16 protein-coding genes and 1 riboswitch are annotated in these 18,916 nt (G+C 59.0%); of the genes, 7 read left to right on the forward strand and 9 right to left on the reverse strand.

Annotated elements, in window-relative coordinates; translation table 11 throughout:
- Positions 1-119: 119 nt before the first annotated feature.
- The 4 genes from IT444_10065 to IT444_10080 are packed head-to-tail and all read left to right on the forward strand — an operon-like array spanning position 120 to position 8,039.
- Complete coding sequence (locus IT444_10065; GenBank protein MCC7193111.1) at positions 120-2,999, forward strand: PD-(D/E)XK nuclease family protein; 2,880 nt, start codon at positions 120-122, stop codon at positions 2,997-2,999.
- Positions 2,996-6,211, forward strand: a complete 3,216-nt coding sequence (locus tag IT444_10070) for a UvrD-helicase domain-containing protein (protein MCC7193112.1) — start codon at positions 2,996-2,998, stop codon at positions 6,209-6,211. Before IT444_10065 ends, IT444_10070 begins: the two co-directional genes overlap by 4 nt.
- An 18-nt stretch (positions 6,212-6,229) precedes the next feature.
- Positions 6,230-7,045, forward strand: coding sequence for a hypothetical protein (locus tag IT444_10075; GenBank protein ID MCC7193113.1), 816 nt, complete (start codon positions 6,230-6,232; stop codon positions 7,043-7,045).
- Positions 7,046-7,052: 7 nt separating this feature from the next.
- Positions 7,053-8,039, forward strand: coding sequence for a zinc ABC transporter substrate-binding protein (locus IT444_10080; protein ID MCC7193114.1), 987 nt, complete (start codon positions 7,053-7,055; stop codon positions 8,037-8,039).
- Positions 8,040-8,048: 9 nt separating this feature from the next.
- On the opposite strand, the gene IT444_10085 is transcribed toward IT444_10080, so the two are convergent.
- A complete protein-coding gene (locus tag IT444_10085) occupies positions 8,049-8,993 on the reverse strand; it encodes a ZIP family metal transporter (protein MCC7193115.1) in 945 nt (314 codons plus the stop codon).
- Between the two features lie 178 nt (positions 8,994-9,171).
- Positions 9,172-10,893, reverse strand: a complete 1,722-nt coding sequence (gene thiC, locus IT444_10090; GenBank protein ID MCC7193116.1) for a phosphomethylpyrimidine synthase ThiC — start codon at positions 10,891-10,893, stop codon at positions 9,172-9,174.
- Positions 10,894-11,123: 230 nt separating this feature from the next.
- Positions 11,124-11,234: riboswitch (TPP riboswitch) on the reverse strand.
- Positions 11,235-11,331: 97 nt separating this feature from the next.
- Here thiC and IT444_10095 point away from each other — a divergent pair.
- On the forward strand, positions 11,332-12,000 hold the full coding sequence (locus IT444_10095; GenBank protein MCC7193117.1) for a RecX family transcriptional regulator: 669 nt from the start codon (positions 11,332-11,334) through the stop codon (positions 11,998-12,000).
- Positions 12,001-12,030: 30 nt separating this feature from the next.
- On the opposite strand, the gene moaC is transcribed toward IT444_10095, so the two are convergent.
- Positions 12,031-12,555 carry a cyclic pyranopterin monophosphate synthase MoaC gene (gene moaC, locus IT444_10100; GenBank protein MCC7193118.1) on the reverse strand — a complete coding sequence of 175 codons (525 nt, stop codon included), beginning with the start codon at positions 12,553-12,555 and terminating at the stop codon, positions 12,031-12,033.
- Positions 12,556-12,645: 90 nt separating this feature from the next.
- Here moaC and IT444_10105 point away from each other — a divergent pair, with 90 nt between their 5' ends.
- Positions 12,646-13,071 (forward strand): PEGA domain-containing protein, encoded by a 426-nt coding sequence (locus tag IT444_10105; protein MCC7193119.1) that lies wholly within the window; start codon positions 12,646-12,648, stop codon positions 13,069-13,071.
- A 16-nt stretch (positions 13,072-13,087) separates the two neighbouring features.
- Here the strand turns inward: IT444_10105 and IT444_10110 are convergent, their stop codons facing one another.
- The 3 genes from IT444_10110 to IT444_10120 all read right to left on the reverse strand — a co-directional run bounded on the left by IT444_10110 (position 13,088) and on the right by IT444_10120 (position 15,211).
- Positions 13,088-13,492: a (2Fe-2S) ferredoxin domain-containing protein gene (locus IT444_10110; GenBank protein ID MCC7193120.1), complete on the reverse strand. Its 405-nt coding sequence runs from the start codon at positions 13,490-13,492 to the stop codon at positions 13,088-13,090.
- 238 nt (positions 13,493-13,730) lie between these two features.
- The gene (locus IT444_10115; GenBank protein MCC7193121.1) at positions 13,731-14,168 is read right to left on the reverse strand and encodes a hypothetical protein; all 438 of its coding nucleotides are present in this window, start codon (positions 14,166-14,168) and stop codon (positions 13,731-13,733) included.
- The gene (locus IT444_10120; GenBank protein ID MCC7193122.1) at positions 14,165-15,211 is read right to left on the reverse strand and encodes a KpsF/GutQ family sugar-phosphate isomerase; all 1,047 of its coding nucleotides are present in this window, start codon (positions 15,209-15,211) and stop codon (positions 14,165-14,167) included. The genes IT444_10115 and IT444_10120 overlap by 4 nt, the downstream gene beginning before the upstream one ends.
- 101 nt (positions 15,212-15,312) lie before the next feature.
- Here IT444_10120 and IT444_10125 point away from each other — a divergent pair, with 101 nt between their 5' ends.
- Positions 15,313-16,350 carry a segregation/condensation protein A gene (locus IT444_10125; GenBank protein MCC7193123.1) on the forward strand — a complete coding sequence of 346 codons (1,038 nt, stop codon included), beginning with the start codon at positions 15,313-15,315 and terminating at the stop codon, positions 16,348-16,350.
- 199 nt (positions 16,351-16,549) lie between these two features.
- Here IT444_10125 and IT444_10130 read toward each other — a convergent pair whose 3' ends face one another.
- From IT444_10130 to tsf, 3 genes are all read right to left on the reverse strand, one after another.
- Positions 16,550-17,668: a hypothetical protein gene (locus IT444_10130; GenBank protein ID MCC7193124.1), complete on the reverse strand. Its 1,119-nt coding sequence runs from the start codon at positions 17,666-17,668 to the stop codon at positions 16,550-16,552.
- Between the two features lie 59 nt (positions 17,669-17,727).
- Positions 17,728-17,997: a hypothetical protein gene (locus IT444_10135; GenBank protein MCC7193125.1), complete on the reverse strand. Its 270-nt coding sequence runs from the start codon at positions 17,995-17,997 to the stop codon at positions 17,728-17,730.
- 90 nt (positions 17,998-18,087) lie between these two features.
- A complete protein-coding gene (gene tsf / locus IT444_10140; protein ID MCC7193126.1) occupies positions 18,088-18,912 on the reverse strand; it encodes a translation elongation factor Ts in 825 nt (274 codons plus the stop codon).
- Positions 18,913-18,916 lie beyond the last annotated feature (4 nt).

Raw genomic sequence — 18,916 nt, forward strand, 5'->3', positions numbered from 1 at the left:
GCGCAAAAGAAACCGGGCGTGACCCGCGTGTTATTCCGTTCACCGTAGATCCGAAAAACACCCGACCGGCGCGAGACTTGGTCAGATGTCCTGCGTCAGGCGTTTGTTAACATGCCCTCATGTCAGTTGAGCGGGTGTTTTTAGGTTGGGAGTTGCCTGCATTACGGCGAGCAGCAGAGTGGCTGCGTCAACGTTACATCCGTGATGGTGTGTGGAATCTGAGCGAAGTGGCGTTGGTGACGCCCGGCTCTCGCGCGGGCCGGCGATTACTTGAAGTTCTGGTGGACGCAGCTGACGGCCTGATGCTGCTCCCGCCGCGGATCATCACGCCCGGCGACTTGCCGGAGTTGCTCTACCGCAGCCCTGATGCGGTCGTGATCCACGATCTGCGTCGCACGCTGGTGCGCGCGCACGTGTTGAGTCAGGCTGAGGATGGGTTGATCAAGAGCATTATTCCCGATCCGCCGGAAGCGGAAAATGTGCGCGGGTGGTGGAATGTGGCGCGTGAGTTGGAGAGAGTTTACGACGCCGTCGCCGCCGGTGCGGTAGAGCTGGAACAGATCCCCGCGTTATGTCGAAATCAGTTGGACTTTCCGGATGAGCAGCGATGGGTGGCCCTGGACCAGCTTGACCGTGCGTATCAGAAAATGCTGGATCGGCATGGATTGACGGATCGCAACCGTGCGCGGCTGGCAGCATTGAAAGCCGGCTCGTGCGCTGCCGAGCGCGACATCGTCCTCGTCTGTACCGCAGACCTGGATCAGCTTCCCATTCGCATGCTTCGTCAGGCTGCCCAGACGAGTGAGCAGGGCAGCGGCAATATTTTCGCGCTGGTCCATGCTCCTGAATCCGAGGCGGCGACGTTTGACGAGCTGGGTTGCCTGCTGGTGGATTCCTGGAGTGCGCGACAGATTGACCCGGACCCTCGGATCATCCGCATCGTGGATCGTCCGCGCGATCAGGCGTATGAAACCCTGCGTCAGATGGAATCGTTCAATGGGCGCTTCGCCGCAGATCAGATCACGATCGGCATCGGTGATGACAAGATCTCGCCGATGATTGCGCGTGTGCTGGAGATTGCCGGTATTTCCACACGGTCAGCCATCGCACGGGAGGTTTCGCAGTCCGCACCGGTGATGCTCTTGACCGCGATGACACGGTTTATCGAGAGCGAGCGTTTCGATGACTTTGCCTCGCTCCTGCGTCATCCGGACATCGAGGAATTTCTGCTGGAAAGATCACGGCCCAATGCCGCGACACCCGCTGCTGAAGATACAGCGCACGGTTCAGGTGACTGGCTTACGCTGCTGGATGATTACATCACCGATCACCTGCAAGGCCGGCTGTCCGATCAATGGCTGGGCGAAAAATTCCGCGCAGCTCGACTCAAAAAAACGTGGGAGACGATCCGTGCGCTGGTGCCAGCGGACCATCACGTGGCGCGACCGCTACCGGAGTGGGCGACGGTCTTTTCCAAGTTGCTGGAGCGAGTTTACAGCCACCGTGAACTCAACCGCGAGATACCGGACGATCGGTTGCTGCTGCTGGCGTTGCAGAAAATCGCCGACGCCATCCGCGAGTTGGCTGAACTTGATGCAGCCGATCCCCTCACGCCGTCACTCTCGCTGGTGGAAGCTACAGCCATCCTCATTTCCTGTCTGACCGGTGCGACCATTCCGCCTTTGTCGAGCGGGCCGGCTGTCGAGTTGCTCGGCTGGCTTGAACTCCAGCTTGATGATGCGCCAGCGCTGATCGTCACCGGCGTCAATGAAGGCTATATCCCTGAAAGCGTGCGGGCCGATGCTTTTCTGCCCGATCGCACCCGCCGTTTTCTGGGGCTGGTGGACAACCGCCGCCGTCTGGCTCGTGATAAGTACGCGATGTATGCGATCCTGCGCAGCCGTCCGACAGTGCGATTTATCAGCGGACGACGAGGATCGGACGACAACCCCCTCACACCCAGCCGCCTGCTTCTGTCCTGTTCACCGGATGAATTACCCCGCCGCGTGCTGCGGTTTTACGACCCCAAATCCGCGGACACTGATCATGCTGTGTCGTCCACCGTACTTGAATCGGGAAAAACCAGTCGCTTCATCGTGCCTCCACCGCAGCCGCCGGCAACACCGATCAACCGGCTCTACGTCACCGCATTTCGGGACTATCTGCGGTGTCCGTATCGTTTCTACCTTCAGCACGTTCTCAAATTGAAAGCTCTCGATGATCGTGCGGTGGAGCTGGATGCGGCTTCTTTTGGCAACCTGGCGCATGAAGTACTTCAGATGTTTGGAGACAGCGATTTAGCTGTGTCGTCCGACGCCGACGCCATCGGGAATGATCTGCTCGCCCGGCTGGGTGAATTGGTGCGCCACCACTATGGCGATGAGCTTGGCGCCGCGGTGATGATCCAGACGCAGCAGCTCAGCGAGCGTTTGCGTGCCTTTGCCCGGTGGCATGCCGCCCAGACCGCGCAAGGCTGGCGCATCGTCGCGCGGGAGCAGAAAGTAACCGCCACGATCGACGTGGACGGTCAGCCGTTCGAGATCACCGGAAAAATCGACCGCATCGACAGAGACGAAGCGGGCCGCGTGCGTATCGCGGACTACAAAACCGGTGACAAAGCAGCGAAACCAGAAGCCATTCACCGGAAAAGCGGTGAATGGGTCGATCTTCAACTGCCCCTCTATCGCGTGTTGGTTGCCAGTCTGAATCTGCCGGGAGTCCGCGGCGAGCCGGTGATGGGTTACATCCAACTGCCCAGAGAATTGTCGAGTGTCGGCTTTACCGAGGCAACGTGGTCGCAGGCGGAGCTTGATGCCGCCCTCGAAACTGCGGCAAAGGTGGTCCGTGGGCTGCGTGAGGGAGTATTTTGGCCGCCGACATATCCAGTTGACTACATGGAAGATTTCGCGGGTATCTGTCTGGACGACTGGGAGGAGCGTGAGACAGCACTGTCTGAAGGTAATCGTCTGGCTGGTCTGCCAAAGAGGAGCGGGCGATGACCGTATCGGCCACGCATCTATTGATTAGTGCGTCGGCGGGGACCGGCAAGACTCACGCCCTGACGGCTCGCTATCTCAAACTGTTGCGCCACGGCGCACTGCCGGAGACCATCCTGGCCACGACGTTTACCCGTAAGGCTGCCGGTGAAATCCTCGCCCGTGTGCTGTTGCGGCTGGCGAAAGCAGCTAGCTCGGATCACGAAGCCGCCAAGCTGGCCGAAGACATCAAGGATTTCACGCTCACACAGCAGGATTGCCGGAAACTCCTCGTCCAGCTCTGCGACTCGCTTCATAGCGTGACCATTTCAACCATCGATGGTTTCTTCAATCGCGTGGCGTCGAGCTTTCGGTTCGAGTTGGGTATTCCGCCATCGCCGCGCATCGTCGATGAGCGCGATTCCCTGATTAACCAGATTCGCCTGCGCGCCATCGAAGCACTGCTTGCTGACGACCAGCCGCAGGTACTCATCGATCTGCTCCGAAGGCTGCACCACGACAGTAATAAGCGGTCGGTGACCGATTCGATCGAGACCATCGTAAGCGAGCTATACGAGATCTACCGCGAAGCACCAGAGGAAGACAAGTGGAACAGACTCAGCGTCCCGCCCGTGCCGACGGAGGAACAGATACGCGACATTAGTAACGGACTGCTCGCCGTGTGCGTTGAAGGTGCTGTCCCAACCAAAAATCTCGCCAAGGCACTGCGCACCTGTCGTGAATTGTTTGAGCAACGTCAATGGGATGTACTGGCGGGAAACACCCTCATCTGCGCCGTGCGCTCCGGTAAATGTACGTATGGCGGGACGACAATCGATCTCCGTGTGGTCGCTGTACTGGAGCCTTTGGTCCGCTGCGTAGACGCGATCGCGATTCAGCGCGTCGCGCAGCGCGGTGAGGCGTCCTATGACCTGGTCCGCCGGTTCGACAGCCACTTCACCCGTCTCCGTCATGAACAGAACGTGCTGCTTTTTTCCGACCTGACACATAAGCTCGCCCGCGAACTGCAAACACTGGGTGAACAAATCTGGTTTGACGTTTACTACCGTCTCGATTCGCGCGTCAAGCATCTGTTGCTCGACGAATTTCAGGACACGAGTATTGCCCAGTGGACGGTGCTGCAACCCGTGGCCTCGGAGATCACTGCCAGCGATGATGGCACGATGTCGCACAGCTTTTTCTGCGTCGGCGATGTCAAACAGGCGATCTACAACTGGCGCGGCGGTTGTGCCGAGATTTTCAACCAACTCCCCAAACAGTTGAACCTGATAAATATGTCGATCGAAACGCTCGACAAGAGCCACCGATCCTCATCAATCGTGCTCGACGCGGTAAACGCAGTGTTCAGCGACCTGACGGAAAATCCTGTGCTGAATACTCACGCTCCGATCGTGCAGCGGTGGGCGCAGAAGTTCCCCAGACACGAAGCAGTTAAGTCCCTGCCCGGTTGTGTGGAACTGCTCACATCGACTCTGACGCAAGGGGAAGTCACGGTTAATGAAGATAGTGATGGTGACGATTCCGCGGTCACGGAGCAGGCATCAACACATGAGGTGTTTGTCGCGGAAAAAATCACCGCTTTGCATCGTGCTGTGCCCGGAGCTTCCATTGGAGTGCTTGTCTCAACGCATCTCGCAGCGAGTCGTCTCCTGCCGCAGCTTCGTAATCTGGGAGTGGACGCCAGCGGCGAGGGCGGTGTTGCCATCACCGGCGATCCGGCGGTGCTGGCGATCCTTGCAGCTCTAACCCTGGCGGATCATCCCGGCGACAGCATCGCGGCTTTTCACGTGCTTCATTCGCCGCTGAACGAGATTGTCGGTCTTGGAAGTCAACGCTCCGCGGATTGCCACGCCGTCGCGATGCACATCCGACATGAGATCTTGAATCGCGGTTATGCCGACCTCATCGCCGACTGGGTGCAGCGATTGGCGCCCTCATGCGGGCCGTCGAGCACAAGGCGGCTGCTGCAACTGATCGAAATAGCCGACAGCTACGATGCGACGATCACGCTGCGCACCCGCGATTTTGTGGAGTATGTCCACGCGAAGCGCGTCGAAGAGACATCGCTTTCGCCGGTACGGGTGATGACGGTGCATGCGGCAAAGGGGCTGGAGTTTGATGCGGTGGTGATGCCGGAGCTTGATCGTCTGATTGTGAAAATGACCGACCTGCCTGCTTATGTGGAACGTGATGCGCCGACCTTGCCGATCAGTGCTGTCTTCGCCCCGGCGAATAAGGATGTGCGGTCGCTTTCCAGCGATCTTGAAAAAGCCTACAACCAGATGCTTGAAAGCCGTCTGCGCGACGACCTGTCCGTGCTCTATGTTGCGATGACTCGGGCACGTCACGCGCTGTACATGATTGCCAAACCATTGTCGATGAAGAAAGATGGTAATGCCTGCGCGCGCGGATGGAGCAATCTCAGCTACGCGGCGATTCTCCGGCGGGCACTGGGGCCAGAGCAGCCGACCTATGAAGGCGGGGAGACTTTGTATTCCAAGGGCGGTAATGAGTGGATGAAGCTGTTTGCCAGTGTTGCACCCGCTCCGCCTGTTATGGAGTTGCTGCGACCGAAGCTCGCGCAGTCACCGTCGGTGGCACAACGGGCATTGGCGGTGGTAGCGCCGTCATCTCGTGAAGCTGGAGGGACGGTTCGGACCGCCGACCTGTTCGCTTTAGAAACCAGCAGCGCGAGGGTCCGAGGCAGCATTTTTCACGCATGGTTTGAGCAGGTTGAATGGATGGATTCTGCGCTGCCGGACGATTCTGCTTTGCTGCAAATTGCCGCTGATGTGGTGAATGATCTGGGCCGTGCGGGCGGAATGAGCGGTGAAGCCCGGCTTCGTCCGCTGTTGGCGGAGTTTCACCGGATGCTGGAGATTCCTTCGGTTCGCGCAGCTCTAGGACGCGCTGAAAAAGGCGCGGAGCTTTGGCGCGAGCGGCCATTTATCGTGCGGATCAACGGAGAGATCATGCGCGGGCAGTTCGACCGCGTGGTGGTTCATCGCCATACCGGCCGACAGGTGACAGCCACGCTGACCGACTTTAAGAGCGATACGGTGACTGTTGACAACCTGTCGCAGCGCGTGGAGGCCTATCGCCCGCAGATCGACAGCTATCGAGCCGCACTGGCAGCCATGCTCAAAATCCCGATTGCGAACGTCACCGCTAAGCTCCTTTTCATCAACAGGGGTGAGGTTGTCGATATCCATTGACCGTATCATGTTTGCGTGATGGCGGGCCTATCCATGATTCATCGCTGGTCGATCGGCGTGGCGGCGACAGTGATCGCGCTGAGCTGCACAGGATGTAATTCCTGGAAGCGTGTCGATACCACGGTGGGGCTGCTGACGGTACCCAACGTGGACACGGACAAGGTGGATGGGCGGCAGGTCATCCGCATGAGAGGGCGTCTTTCCAGCGTGACGATCGATCCGGTGGGTGCCCGCGTCATTGATTTTCATGTTGGTCGTCGTCCGAAATGGATTTCAGAAAAGGTGGATCCCCGCAGCCTGGCGGACCCGACCTATCGCCTGGTCGAGCGGCCGCAAAAAGCAAATGTCCTCAGTTCGCCCGGATGGATGACGACCGTGGAGGGCTGTCCCGCACTGGACGCTTCGACCTATTGGCAGGTCGAAGCATGGGGCGATCATCTGGTTTTATTAAGCGATAAGCATTGCGGCCTGCGCTGGCGCAAGACATTTGATCTGCATCGAGAGTCGGCGACGCTCGATATCACCGTAGAGCTGGAAAACGTGCAGGGAAAACCGCTGCCTCACGGTGCTGTCACCTCGCAGCTGGCGACAGCGGGAGAGTTGACGGGTGACAGCGCGGTGCAGCGTGGAATTGTCGAAGGTCAGCAGTTTGAGCGTCAGTGGCTCGATGGACCATCAACAGCAGAGATGTTCGCCATGCCCGCGGGGACGCTCAGAGGCTATGGCCGATTAAAGTGGCGCGAACGCTGGATGATCAAAAGCGGAACACCGGCTACTCAGCCGGGAGAATCGGCGGATGCGTCCCTGTCCTCGCAACCCACGGAAGGACGATAAAGCCACTGTGAAAACCGTCGCATGGTTAGTCTGCCTGGGAGCGGGAATTTTCGCACTCTTTGCCTGCGGCGAGGACGTGCCGCGCGGTTCGGGGCCGGGTAATACCGCGGCTGCATCCGCACCGGCGAGTGAGCCGGCCAAACCGCTTGTGGTTGTCTCGATTTATCCCGTGGCGAGCATCGTGGATCAGCTCGCGGGGGACTGGTTGGAGATTTACACGCTGATTCCACCTGATGGCTTGTCAACCAGCCGCAAGCTAAGCGATTACTCTCGCAAAAAGCTTTCTCAGGCTCAGGTGTTGTTTACCGTTTCTCCCGAATACGACGGATGGATTGAGGCAGAGGCGAAGGAGGTTTCTCGCAAGGATCTCAAACTCCTGCGCTTCTCTGATATCGTCGGCCTCACCGGGGCTGGTGCTCGGACAAAGCCCGCCACGGAGCCAGACACTCGCGACGCGCAGGCACTCTGGCTCGATCCAGCCCTGGTGGATTACTTCATCCAGCAACTCGGCGATCGACTTTCCCCGCTGGTGATGGAGCATGCGACATCGCTGCGCACACGGGCGAAACTGATGCGTACCCGCCTCATCGCCATCGACGTGGAGTTTGCGGCCAAGTTTCGTGAGTCGGAGCAACGCAAACTGGTGGTTTACGATCCGTCGTTCGACGGCTTGATGCGGAAATATGGTTTGGAGGTCGTCGGCCATGTGAAAAGCTCGATCGCCGATGACACGCCTGCACTCGATGCACAAGAGCTGGCGCACGTGATCGAGGAGCATCACCTGCCCGTGGTGTACGGCTACGCTAGACGGAATGATCCGACGCTTGATGCGGTGATTCGCCACACCGGGGTGAAACTTATCGCGCTCGATCCGATGGGTGGGGAGGGGATCAGCGGTTACGACAACTACCTTGACATGCTCAAATCAAATCTGGAAAAACTTGAGTACGGCCAGGCGCGGCCGACAAAAAAACAGAGTGACGACGATTTCTGAGTCCGGGAGTCAGTGTTCATTTGCTGACTCGTGACTGGAGTCATGCACCGGCGACGTGTTGCGGTCGTGTTCATGATGGGGGTGAAGTTCGAATCGGCTGACACCCCACGCCAGCGCCAGCCCCAGCAAAAAGACGATGGACAACGGCACGCGGTCGTGAGCGTGAAATTGCAGTTCCGGCAAAAGGTCGCTGGTTGAGATGCAGAGAAACGTGCCGGCGGAAAACGCCAGAGCACAGCCGACGACGACACCGCTGTGGTCGGGGCCTACGCCGATGTAGAAGATCAGCACTCCCAGAGGGATCGCCAGCGCGAAGAGGCCGTTGACGATATGGCAGGCTTTGGTGGACCAGCCGCCCGAGGACATGAGCGTGACGAGAGTCATCGAATCAAAAGGCCGGTGCAGGAGGATTACGAGGAAGACGGTCAACCCCGCCGCGACGGAAGCGGCGTCGCTGTGAGGGCGAGTGGTAGCCGCAACAGCGGCCGCCAACGCGATACCGTCGAGAATGCTGTGGAGCGTCAGGCCGATCGCGGCTCCACTCCACGAGAGCGCGTGGGTGCTCAGAGCGTCCTCATGGTGGACGTGTCCGGTGCAGGCGTGATCGTGGTCATGATGATGCGCGTGGCTGTGGTCGCGGGTAGGGGTGTCGAACTTGTCGGCCTCTGATTCAGGCACGTCGTGGCGGTGATATTGAAAAAACCGCTCGATAAAAAACATCGCCAGGAATCCCGCCAGCAGCCAGAGCACGACACGGTCTATGTCTCCGACCGCTTCGGCGGCGTGCGGCAGCATGTGCAGCAAACCAACTCCCAGCATGAAGCCGGCGATACCGCTGATCGCCAGTTCCATCCGTTTATGGGTCAACCGGACAAAGTGGGGAATCCATCCGCCCAGAAGCGATGCGACGACAATCAGCAGGCAGTAAACGACGAGGCGCGTGGTGGGGGGCATGACGGCCTTCCGCGTTGCGGATTACAGATGCGCCTGATTGCGAACGAACCGTCAATTATGGTGCCCTGTGCCGCTTGTGCAAGAGTGCCTTGAACGTGCAAAGCTCCCGGCGGGCAGTTATCACGAATCGATCAGGCTCGATTCACCGCGGAGATCCTTTTTACGGGCTTCCACGGGTTCATATCAGCGAATCTTCCTTGGAGATTCCCAGAGCCGGCCGCACGTCGAGTTGTACCAGCTTTTCCCGTTGGACTTTCTTAGCAGTTTCGGGGTCCACGTAGTCGCTGTGACAGGATGGCTTGGCAGCCGTATCCGTTGAGGTTGCCGTGTTTTTGCTGTCGGTGGTATCGTCGGTACCGCCAGTCATCGCTTTCTTTGTTTTGCTTGCGAGTTTGTGGATTTCATCGGGACTCAGTACGCCGCGCTTTGCCAGGATTTCCTGCTGCTGGGCGGTAAGAGCCGCGGACTTGATGGGCTTGTCCCACTCGTAGTTTTCATCTTTGCCGGAGCAGAACTCATTGATCTCCTTGCTGATCCGCACGCTGCACCAGTCGTGGCCGCACATGGCGCAGAAGTCGGTGTCCACATCAAGGTCTTCATCGTGGTAGGCGCGGGCGGTGTCGGGATCGAATGACAGCTCGAAATGTTTCTGCCAGTTGAGGGCGGCGCGGGCCTTGGTCAACTCATCATCACGGTCGCGCGAGCCGGGGATACCCAGGGCCACGTCAGCCGCATGAGCCGCGATTTTGTAGGCAATACAGCCCTGTTTCACGTCATCCTTTTTCGGCAGGCCCAGATGTTCCTTGGGGGTCACGTAGCAGAGCATGCTCGCGCCGTGATAGGCGGCATACGTGGCACCGATGCAACTGGTGATGTGGTCGTAACCGGGGAAAATGTCCGTTACCAGCGGGCCGAGCACGTAGAATGGCGCGCCATGGCAGAGCTGCCGTTCGAGTTTCATGTTGTATTCGATCTGATCCACCGGCACGTGTCCGGGGCCTTCGATCATCACCTGCACGCCGTGGGTCCAGGCGCGTTCGGTCAGCTCACCCATGGTCGCCAGCTCGCGGAGCTGCGCCTGATCGGAGGCGTCCGCCAGTCCGCCGGGTCGCAAGCCGTCGCCGATAGAGAAGGTCACGTCATACTGCCGCATGATCCGGCAGATGTCATCCCAGTGGGTGAACATCGGATTCTGTTGGTTGTGAACGAGCATCCACTTGGCCAGCAGCGAGCCTCCACGGGAGACGATGCCGATGAGTCGTTTTCTGACAAAAGGCAGATGTTCGCGCAACACGCCGGCGTGGATTGTGAAATAGTCCACACCCTGCTTGGCCTGATGCTCGATCTGTTCGAGGATGAGGGGAGGAGTGAGGTCTTCGATCTTTCTCCCGATAATCATGGAATAGATCGGTACCGTGCCAATGGGTGTTGTCGATTCGCGGATGATCGCCTGTCGCGTCGCGTCGAGGTCACCACCCGTGCTCAGGTCCATGACCGTGTCGGCACCCCATTTTTCCGCCCACTTGAGCTTTTCGACTTCCTCATCGAGTGAGCTGGAAACGGGAGAGGCTCCCATGTTGGCGTTGACTTTGGTCTTGCTCGCCCGGCCAATCGCCATTGGTTCGAGCTTGTACTTGAGATGCTGAATGTTGGCGGGGATGACCATCCGGCCGGCTGCGACCTCATCGCGTACCTGCTGCGGTGTTAGGTGCGGTTCACGCTCCGCGACACGGCGCATCTCCGGCGTGATGGTTCCCAGTCGTGCATGCTCAAGCTGAGTGATGGGTTTGAAGTCCGCCGGTGCCCGCCACGCCTGTGCGTGTTCCTTGTTGGCCGGATCGACACATTCCCAGTCACCGGGCATGAAATCCCACGCGGTCTTGTCCGACGGCTCAGGCATGCCGGGTGTGTCCGGTGAGCTGAAGGTGTACCGACCCGCGAGGCCGGCAGCGATTTGCGGCTTTTTCGCAAAGCTGCCCGGTGTCGTACCTTGCGCATCAGTCGATGGATTCGCACCTAGCGGCGGCAGGGTGAAAGGTGCTTCGGTGGAAGCAGACGGATTGGAACGGATCATGTCGAACTCCTCAAAAACAGCTTGGGAAGCTCGACTCGGAGAGCGACGCGGGAGCATCGCCCAGGAGTTCGCTTCCCTACGCCGGGGCCAGCCGGATCAGGTTCTAAGGGTTTGATCTCAGTCCAGCCCGCTGATGGCGCAGGCGACGGACACCCCTAGCGAACGCTTGGTATTGTAGCACCTTCATTGCGCCGACGTCGGCGGTAAAGTCTTGGTTAGTCGAGCCTCCACCCGTCTCAACATCCTCAGAATAAAATCGTTCGCATGTCCGAACCTGCTTTTATCACCCGTCTGGTCGCCAGTGAGAAGCGTATTGATGAAGTGGTGGTGATGGTGGGTCAGCGTGTCGTCGCGACGCTGCCCCTATCGGTCGTCATGGAAGCAGGCCTGAAAGTGGGGCAGGCGTGGGACGGAGCGTTGGCAGCACGAGTCAAGTCACTGGCGGATTTCAACCGTGCGGTGTCCGCAGCGATGAAAGCGGTGGGACGCCGTCCGCTCAGCATTCGCAGGCTTGAGGGAAAGATGCGAAAGGCTGGTCATGACGACGACACGATCGCGCGTGTGGTCGAGCGGATGAAGGGCCTTGGCGCACTGGATGATGAAAAATTTGGCCGGGCACTGGTGGCGGAAATCCAGTCGCATAAACTAGCCGGCCCCGCGCTGCTCCGCGCCAAACTCCAGCAACGCGGGCTGGAACAGCGACTGATTGCAAAACTTCTGCGAGAAACAGCGGAAGATCCCGCCCGTGATGCGGTCGCCGACGCCAGAGAGCTGGCTCGGAAAAAACTGCGCGGTCTCAGCCGACTCGAACCCGTGACCCGGAAACGTCGTCTCTGGGGTATGCTCGCTCGACGAGGGTTCGACTCGGAGACGATCTCAACGGCATTGTCGGGATTGACAGAGTTGAGCGGCTCAAGCGAGGAGGAGTTTTAGGGCGTCAGGACCGCAGGACTTCATCCCTGGTCAAGTCGTCACCCCAGAGGACGAAAGTTTGCCGTCTTTAGATTTGCTGATGAGTCTGATATTTTCGATGCGAAGGGCCTTGTCAATAGCCTTGGTCATGTCGTAGAGCGTCAGACACGCGACGCTCACCGCCACCAGTGCCTCCATTTCGACACCTGTGCGAGCTGCGATGCTGGCACTGGCGGTGACGCGGACAACATTCGACGCGGTTCGGGCGAAGTCAACCGATACGTGATCCAGCGGCAGCGAATGGCAAAGCGGGATCAGCGCATCGGTACGTTTGGCAGCGGAGATGCCGGCAATGCGAGCGACGGCGAGGGCTTCACCCTTGGGCAGGTCGCCACGCAGCAGGCGGTCCAATGTGGCTGGCGCGGCGACAAAGTCCCCCGATGCGATGGCGACACGATGGACGATCGGCTTATGGCCAACGCCCACCATTCGGGCTCGCCCAGCTTCATCCAGATGCGTCAGCTTGGTTCGAGATGGGCGGTCGGCAGTCTTTGATGAGGAGCGTTGGCGCGGCATGGCAAGATTGTAATCGACATCGCAGCGGATCACGTGTGACGGATTACATCATCACCCTCCCAACTTAATCGCTGCCGTTACAATGCCATCATGCCCGCAAGGCGATTGCTCATCATGTTGGCACTTCTGACGTCGGCTGGCTGCGTCGAGCGGACGATCAGCATCACGTCCGAACCTGACGGCGCACTGGTGTACCTCAACGATGAGGAAGTCGGCCGTACGCCTGTGACCGTACCGTTTACCTACTACGGCACCTATGACGTGCGACTGGAACACGAGGGCTACCAACCCCTGTGGACGCAACAGCGTGCCAAGGCTCCCTGGTGGGAAGCACCGGGCCCGGACCTGCTGGCGGAAGTCAAACCGCACAACAAAACGGAACAGGTCTGGCATTTCACGATGAAGCCGGAAGAACCGGTTGACCACGATACGCTGGTCGATCGCGCCCGTCAGCTCCGCGCTTCGCTATCTGATCAAATCCAGCCAACGCCGACGACACAACCAGACCGCCAATAGCACGGCTCGATACCCGTTATCTGGGCGCTTTTGTTGACGATCCATCCAGCGGATTCACAAAGAGCAGATATTTTTCGACGATCCTGCCATTGACGAGATGTTCGTCCACGATTTGTCGGAGTGCTTCAGGCGTGCATCGGCCGTACCACGTACCTTCGGGATAGACGACGGCAATCGGCCCGCCCTGACACACTTTCATGCACTGCGTCTTCGTCGCCCACGGGTGCGCACAGCCGTCGAGACCCAATTCTTTGACACGTTCCTTGAGGTAGTCCCACGATCGTTTCATCTCTTTGCGGCCGGCGCATGCGGCTTCTTCGGTGTCACAACAGAGGAAGATGTGTCGCTGGATGGAGGTCAGGCCGAGTTTTCGCGCGCTTTGCCGTGCCTTGTGCAATTCGTGGGTGAGATCGTCGGACAAGGTGACACTCCGATACCGCGGATCAAAGTAATCCGAACAAAGGATAGGCGCGATGCGAGAAAAAAGGCGCGAACGTCCGTGAGGCATATCCGTCAGAGGTTGGGAAGCCTTGGTTCGCAGAAATTGAAACAGCATAGTTCAGCAACAGACCTTGCCTAGGCTTAATGAGGACGACCGATACATGCACCGAGAGCAAGGATGCTTCGCTCCGCACACGTTAAACGGATGCGCGATCCTATTACGGTTGCGGTTTGTTGAGATGCGGCTTCGTAGTCTCAGATGAGTTCGTCTGACAACCGAGAGATCCGGCTGCGATCAGGTGTTCCTCAACGATGCGTCCGCCAATGAGGTGTTGCGTTATGATTTTTTCGAGCACTGCGGGATCGCATCCGCCGTACCACGCACCTTCGGGATAGACGACGGCAATTGGCCCGCCGCGGCAGATGCGCAGGCAGTTGGCTTTGGTTCGCGCGACGCCGCCTTGTTCGGACAGGCCCAGTTCCTTGAGTCGGGTTTTGAGGAATTCCCATGCGACGAGCGAGCGTTGTTTGTCGCAGCACTTGGGGTTGGTCTGATCGCAGCAGAGGAAGATGTGTCGCCCGGTCGCAGGCAGGCCCAGCGATTTCGCGACTTTTCGTTGTTCTGCCAGTTCCTGGGGTGATGCGGGTTCGTTCATCCTTCGATTACTTTCAAGGCCATGAGGTCGAGCACGTCGATGAGGCCGAGCACCTTGCCCGTTTCGTCCACGACGGGAATTTCATCGAAGCGGAATTCGCGGACCATCTGCACAGCATCGCGCACTAATGCTGCATGGGTCAGGACGCGGGGGTTTCGAGTCATGAACCGTCCGATCGGCTGCTGCCACGAGGACAGACCGTGCTTGATGAACGTGTTTCGCAGGTCGCCATCGGTAAAGAGTCCCGCCAGCGTGCCGTCCGGATGGACGATGATCATTGCGCCTACACGACGACCGCCTTTGGAAAATTCTCCGGCATAGGCATACGCCTGTTCGATGGTCATCTCCGGCTGGATGAGGGGGAGGTTTTTCCCCGCATGAAGACGCATGGCTTCGGTGACGGGCATGAGGTGTCGCCCCAGTCCGCCGCCGGGATGAACTTTCTTGAAATCTTCGATACCGAAGTTCCGTCGCCTGCTGACGCAGAGTGCCAGCGCATCCCCCAGGGCGAGCATGGCAGTGGTGCTGGCGGTGGGGGCGAGGTTGAGCGGGCAGGCCTCGGTTACATCACCGATGCAGAGTGTGACAGCCGCGAGTCGGCCCAGGTCGCACGCCTGTTTACCTGTGATGGCGATGACCGGCACGCCGTCCTGTCGCAGCAGCGTCGCCAGCGCGACGATCTCTTCGGTGTTACCTGAATAAGAAAGTGCCAGCACCACATCGACGGCACGAACGCGGCCCAAGTCGCCGTGCATCGCTTCGGTCGGATACAGAAAATGGCTCGGTGTACCCGTGGAAGCGAAGGTGGCGGAAAGTTTCTGACCGATGAAATGGCTCTTGCCCAGCCCGGTCACCACGACCGCTCCGCTCCCAGTCTGCGCGGTGTTGCCGGTCCGTTCCAGGATCAGATCAACCGCACGGTCAAATGCCTCGTCGATCAATACCCGTGCTACTGCGTCGGCTTCCGCGCGGAGTACCCCCTGGGCAAACTCCCGCTGAGTTTGCTCCGGTACCGCTGCAGGCTCGCCACGTGCTTTATTCATGCTGCGTAAATGGGTAAACTCGACATTATGCGAGGGCCATTCCGGTCCCGCAAACCCGGCGATACCCGCACCGGCGGGAACGCGAAGTCACGGAGGACATCATGCCCCGCACGCTGGAAGACTACCGAGTCGAGCTTGACTTCTATGCCGGCCCGCTCGATCTGTTGCTCCATCTGGTCAAGCGGCATGAGATCGATCTCAACGATATCCCCCTCGCCCGACTCACCGAGCAGTACCTCGAACACCTTCGTGTGATCGAACAGATTGACGTTGATCTGGCAGGTGAATTTCTGGTGATGGCTGCGACTCTGCTGGAGATTAAAAGCCAGATGCTCGTGCCTCGTCCGGAGATGGCCGAGGGTGAGACCGCCCTTACCGCGACGACGGAAAATCCGCTCGATCCGCGCTATGAGCTTGTGCAGCAGTTGCTCGCCTATAAGCGGTTCAAAGATGCGGCGAACGGTCTGGAGCATCGCCGCCGTGAATGGGAATCGCGTTTTGCCCGCGCGGGGAATTCTGCGCCGGCGAGGAAGACGCTTGCGGAGCTGGAAGCCGAAGGCCGAAACGAAGACTCCGAACCGGTTGAGATCGACCTTGAAGATGTGCATGTGCTCGATCTATGTGCTGCGTTTTCGCGGATTCTCGACTCGATCGGACAGAACAAGAGCCATCAGGTCACCTACGACGATACGCCTATCGCCCTGCACGCGGACGACATCGTGGATCGGCTCCAGCGCGACGGTGCGATGTCGTTACAGGCGATTTTTGTTGGACGTCAATCACGGAGTGAGATGATCGGCCTGTTTCTGGCGACGCTGGAACTGGTTCGGCAGCGTCGCGTGCGCGTGCTTCAGGATCGGGCAGCGGGGGAGATCAAGCTCGAGCTGCGCCCGGAGGCGGATCAGGTCATCTCCGAGGATAAGGCTACCGATTGGCGCGACCCTCAGACGGGAGAAATGCAGTACGAATGGCCGAGCGAAGATGCGAGGCTCCGCGCTCAGCGTAGGGCGAAACTGCGTGCCAGCTACATCGCCCGCAGGAAAGCGGGAGAAGCTGTACCCGATGAAGAAGTCATCGACGTGGATGATGAGATCGAATCGAGCGACGAAGAGGCCAGCCAAGACGACCAGACGGTATAGAGCTTATTCGGATTTTCGATCACTCGTCGATCGATCACCCACACATTGAGCGCAGTGGTTTACGGCACGCGGCTTGTCGAACGTTGTCTCTCAAGTCACATCATTACGCACCGTTCCTCACGCACGGAGAGTGGAGGCGTCACCGCATGCTTTCATTTATGCTCATTCGGATAGATTTTTGATCTTCCGCGCGTGATCTTCATCCGAAACGAACGGAGTAAACCGGCGGCAGGTGCTCGCTCACAGTCTGCCAGGTATCGCCCTGATTTTCCGTCACCCATAACGAGCCGGTCGTCGTGCCAAAGGCCAATCGGTTCCCGCTGCGGTCGATGTCCAGAGCATGACGAAAGGTGAGGTCGTAGGCGTGTTCCTGCGGCAGACCGTTGCGCAATGCCTCGAAGGTTTTTCCGCCATCACGTGTGCGCGTTACACATACCTGGCCGTTGGCTGCGACGCGCTGTTCATCCTTGATGCCGGGTACAAACCATGCGGTATCAGGTTTCGTGGGATGGACAGCGACTGCGAAGCCGAAGGCCGAAGGTTTGACGTTCTTAATCTCCGTCCACGATTTGGAACTATCGGTTGTTCGGAAGATACCGTTGTGATGCTGGATCCAGAGGTTGTCGGGCTGTGTCGGACACTGCACCATGCGATGAGCGTCCTGGCCGTCGGGGTTGTATGCCTGATCGGGGGGCAGATAGTCGGAGCGCAGGCCGTGTCCGGTCTGTCCCCATGATTTACCGGCATCGGTCGTGGTCCAGACACCGCCGCATGAGATGGCGATGCGAATGGTTTTAGAGTCACGGGGATCGACGCAGATGGAGTGGGGTGCTGGCCAATCCGTGCCGCCTCCGACCCAGGCTCTCCGACCGGGGTGATCCCATAACGCGCGGTTCAACTCCCACGATTCACCTGCGTCTTCCGAATAAAAGACCCCACCCGGTGCGGTGCCGCACCAGAGCGTGCCTTTGCGTGCGGGGTCCGCGACTTCGAGCGCCCAGATACCTTCGAGATTCCAGGGAATCGGAACCTTGCGCATTGGGCAGATGTCATCAGCATTTTCAGGGCGGGCCGGATACTTGGGCACCGCGACTTCGATCCACGTCGCGCCGTTATCACGAGTGCGCTGGAGTTTGCGCCCCCAGTGGCCGTGGTCGATCACGGCATACAGCGTACCGCCCGGATCACGTGCGTCGGCGAGCATCAGCGGCACCGGCGCGCCGAGAAAGTCCACACGGTCGATGCTCCACTTCGCTGCGGGCCCTCGTTTAATCGTGAACAGCCCCTTACGCGTGCCGACGAGTAGTCGCTCGGACATGGACGCGGCTCCTTGATAGCGTGATGCCATCAGGCGGATCGGAGTTCGCCTGTTTTCTTTTAACCCCCGGAAAGCGCCTGCATCACGTCTATCTGAGCGCTGGGGCTTACCGCATCGGAAAGTGCGGTACGGTCAAGGATCGGCAGACCGTCAACGAAAACATTCACATGCTTGCGCAATGCACCCTGATCGTCCAGAAGATACCCGCGGACCACAGGAGCTTCGGCAAACACCGCTTCGAGTGATTCACGAACGGTGCGGCCTTCCACTTCTCGCGGCGCACACTTCACATAACGCTGGATATTCTGCGTGAAACGAATGTGGGGCATCGGTTCGCAGCTCCGCATAAGACCCACGAGTGTCCACAATAGAATCACGGCAAAACCGCAGCCATGCAACGGCTGACACTTTACGGGTGATTACTTGCCGCCGAGCTGATAGCGCACAAAGCTCTTGATCGTCGCGCCCTTGGGAAGCAGGTCCTTGACCTTTTTCTTTTCTTCCGGCCGGAGCACGAAGAGCTGTTCGTTAAGCACGGTTTCCTCGAAGAACTTGCGAATTTTCCCTTCGACCATTTTTTCGGCGATCTGTTCGGGCTTGCCTTGTTCGATGGCCTGGGCTTTGGCGATTTCGCGTTCCTTGGCGATGATTTCAGGGGAGATGTCCGCCTGTGTCACACCTAACGGGACCACCGGGTTGGCGGTCACGTGCTGACAAATTTCCTTGAGGAGTTCATCGGTTACGTTGGCGTCGCCGGTCTCAACCTCGACGACCACGCCGAGTTTCCCCGTGAAGTGGACGTAGGAGCCGACTTTACGACCGGTGCCGCCAACGACCTTGCCTCGTGCGAACTGTACGTTTTCCTTGGTCGTCAGACGCACTTCGTCGATGGCCGCCTGCATGGTATCGGTCTTGGTTACGTCGCCGGGCCCTGCTTTGAGGGCTTCGTCGGCGACCTTCTGTGCCATCTTGACGAACGTCTCACTCTTGGCGGTAAAGTCAGTCTCGGTGTTGACCTCGACGATTGCGCCGCGAGTGCGGTCGGCATTGACGACGGACGCGATACGACCTTCCGCGCTGGCGCGGTCAGTTCGTCCATCCATCTTGGCGATACCCTTCTTGCGGAGCAGGTCGATTGCAGCCTGCACGTCGCCGTTGGTTTCATTGAGAGCCTGCTTGCATTCCATCATCCCCAGCCCGGTGCGCTGGCGAAGGTCGTTCACATCTTTGGCGGTGATAGCCATGGGA

This window comes from Phycisphaeraceae bacterium, assembly GCA_020851465.1.
Classification (GTDB): Bacteria; Planctomycetota; Phycisphaerae; order Phycisphaerales; family Phycisphaeraceae; genus JADZCR01.